Here is a 3,003-nt window from a genome sequence, read left to right as displayed (position 1 = left end):
GCACGAGATCCGGGCGAGCCTCGCGGGCGCGCGGCTCGCGGACTTCGCGTTGCCCCCGGCGTGACGACCGGCTGAGGGGACGCTCAAGGGAGCGGGGAATGCGGGGCCTTTCCCGCGCGTGTTACCGTCGATTCACCTCCCCTTCATCCATGCGTGCCGGGCGCGGCCCGGTGTCCCACGTGAAGGAGACCCCCATGCCGTCCCCGAAGGCCGTCCGCTCTGCCCGGTCCGCCGCCCTGCTCCTCGGCGCGCTCCTCCTCGGAGGCTGCGCCCAGCAGACGTCCCAGCCCACGCCCACGCCTCCCGCGCACGGCGTCGCGGTCACGACGAACCTGAACGGCCCGCAGGGCGTCCTCGTGGACGACGCCGGGAACGTCTGGGTCACGGACCCCGGCACGGGCGGCCCCACGACCGTCGCCACGATTCCCGGCACCCCGCCGCTGGTCTTCACGGTGGGGGACACGGCGCGCCTTCTGAAGGTGGACGCGTCCGGGACCGCCACGACCGTCGCGACGCTCCCGTCGCTCGGCTCGCCCTTCGGCGCGAGCGGCGCGTCGCGGGTCATCACGGTCGGAACCGACGTGTACTTCACGAGCGGTCAGTGGTCGGGCTTCCCCGGCAGTCCCCCCGCGCGTCCCGCGAAGATGGCGGCCGTGCTCAGGCTCAGCGGCACGACCGTCACGGAGGTCGCGAACCTCTTCGCGTTCGAGGCGGCGAACAACCCCGACGGCGTCCCGCCCGCCGAGGGCGGCATCGACTCGCACCCCTACGACCTCACGTCCCTCGGAGGGGCGCTGTACGTCGTGGACGCGGGCGCGAACGACCTGCTGCGCGTCGACCCCGCCACGGGCACGGTCACGCTCGTCGCGGTGTTCCCGAAGCAGGAGGTCACGGACCCCCAGACGAAGGCGAAGGTGCAGGCGCAGGCCGTCCCGACGGGCGTGGCGGTCGGCGCGGACGGCGCGCTGTACGTCTCGCTGCTGCCGGGCGAACCCATGCCGCCCGGCAGCGCGAAGGTCGTCCGGGTGGACCCCGCGACGGGCGCGCAGCAGGACTGGGTGACGGGCCTCACCGCCCTCACGGACCTTCAGCGCGGCCCGGACGGCAACCTCTACGCCGTCAGCCTCGGCGGCGCGGGTCCGAACAGCGGCGCGGTCGTGCGGATCACCGGGAAGGACAGGAGCGAGACGGTCCTCGGGGGGCTCAACTTCCCGACGTCCGTCGCGTTCAACGCGCGCGGTGACGCCTTCGTGACGGTCGGCGGCGTCGCGCCGGGCGGAAAGGTGCTGCGCTACGACTTCCTCACGAGCTTCTCCGCCCCGTAGACTTTCTTCATGAGCGGGAGGGGAACGCCGCCGGGCGTTCCCTTCACCCGCCTCCCGTGACCCCGGCGTCATGATGGCGCCGTGCGCTCCCGCCCTTCCATCGCCGCCCCGTACGGGAGGTCCCGTTGACCGTCCCGAGGTCCGGCTTCGAACGCGTCGCGCGGGAGGTGAGCCGCCGCGCGGCGGAACTGCTCGGCGCGAGCACCTACGTCGTCGACCACCTCGACACGGTCGTCGCGGCCAGCAGCGCCGACACGGTCGGCAAGCGCCTCGCGCCCTCCGATCACCACGACGTGCGCGTGCCCCTGAGGGCTCACGGGCACGAGGGGCAGGTCGTGGTGGGGGAACCCACCTGTGGCGAGTCGATCTCGCCGCGGCTCGCGCAGGTCGTGGTGGAGCTCGTCATCAATCAGGCCGCGATGGTGGACGGTCTGCCGCAGCCGCGCGACCTGAAGAACAAGTTCATCCACGACCTGCTGCGCGGCGTGGAACGCGACGAGGAGACGCTCGTGCGGCAGGCGCGCATCCTCGGGATCGACCCGACGCCGCCGCGCGCCGTGATCCTCGTGGACGCGCGCGACTTCGTCCTGGGCGGCGCGTCCGCCGACGACGGGCGCGCCCAGCGGCGCGCGCAGCTCGTGATCGGCAGCGTCGTCGCGTTCTTCCGCCTCCCGAACGACTCCATCTGCGCGTACATCGGGGAGGGCGAGGTGGCGGTCCTCAAGGCGAGCGACACGAAGAACCTCGCGAACTGGGCCAACGAGGAGGCGGTCGCGCCGTCGTGGGCGAACATCGAGGCCCTGCGCCGCGCGGCGGGCGCCCTCATGACCCGCCTGCGGGCCGACACGGGCGGCAACGTGCAGATCGCGCTGGGCCGCTACCACAGGGGAATGGACGGCCTCGCGCGGTCCTATCAGGACGCCCGCGCGGCCCTCAAGATCGGGCGGCGCTTCCTCGGGGCGAACCACGTGCACTCCCTCGACGGGCTCGGTGTGGCGGCCTTCGTGGGCGTGCCGGACGAGAAGACGAAGATCGACCTCGCGCGCTACCTGCTCAGCCCCCTCGACACGGAACCGGAGCTCACGACGACCCTCTCGCTGTACTTCGAGGAGGACGGCCAGCCGACCCGAGCGGCGGCGAGGCTCGGCGTGCACCGCAACACCCTCACGTACCGTCTGGAGAAGATCGCACTGCTCACGGGCCTCGACCCGCGCCGCTTCGATCAGGCGGTGCAGCTCAGGCTCGCGCTGCTGCTGCGCGCCCTTCCTGAACGCCCCGTGGCGGAAGACTGAAGGACACCCCAAGATCCTCGCGCGGCCCGGACACTTGACGAAACTGTCGTGCGGGCCGCGATTTTCATGCCTGTCCAGACAGGTCCGTTGTGCGGATGCACAACACCGTAATCCGGGCTGGGTGACCGCGCTGTGCATCCGCACAATGCAATCGCCTCCCCATTTGCCTACCGTGACGGATGAGCCCCGGCCTCCCAGGAGAACCGCCGGGGCGAACCGGGAACGAACCTTCGGTCGCGCCGACCCCACGGCGCGGCACGCCCCCTTCGTTGCCGCAGGAGGTCGCCTTGCCCCCGCTCCCCGACGCCCCCGAGAACATCGTCGTCCTGCGCGCCCAGCGCGGCCTCGGCGACATGCTCTGCGCGACGCCCGCGCTGCGCGCCCTG

At 72.4% G+C, this 3,003-nt stretch carries 2 protein-coding genes; both read left to right on the top strand.

What is annotated here, in order from left to right; genetic code table 11:
• Positions 1 to 194: 194 nt before the first annotated feature.
• Entirely contained in the window at positions 195 to 1,325 is a 1,131-nt protein-coding gene (locus DEIPI_RS0113970) for a ScyD/ScyE family protein (protein ID WP_027482170.1), read from the top strand.
• Positions 1,326 to 1,450: 125 nt separating this feature from the next.
• The gene (locus DEIPI_RS39915) at positions 1,451 to 2,617 is read left to right on the top strand and encodes a PucR family transcriptional regulator (RefSeq protein ID WP_027482169.1); all 1,167 of its coding nucleotides are present in this window, start codon (positions 1,451 to 1,453) and stop codon (positions 2,615 to 2,617) included.
• Positions 2,618 to 3,003 lie beyond the last annotated feature (386 nt).

Origin of the sequence: Deinococcus pimensis DSM 21231 (assembly GCF_000519345.1) — a bacterium.
GTDB lineage: Bacteria > Deinococcota > Deinococci > Deinococcales > Deinococcaceae > Deinococcus_A > Deinococcus_A pimensis.
Note: the sequence above shows the minus strand (reverse complement) of the source record. Positions and strands in the feature narration are given on the sequence as shown.

What these genes read in the sequence shown, in the direction of transcription:
- DEIPI_RS0113970 (WP_027482170.1), top strand. Translation starts at nt 195, where the DNA reads ATGCCGTCCCCGAAGGCCGTCCGCTCTGCCCGGTCCGCCGCCCTGCTC.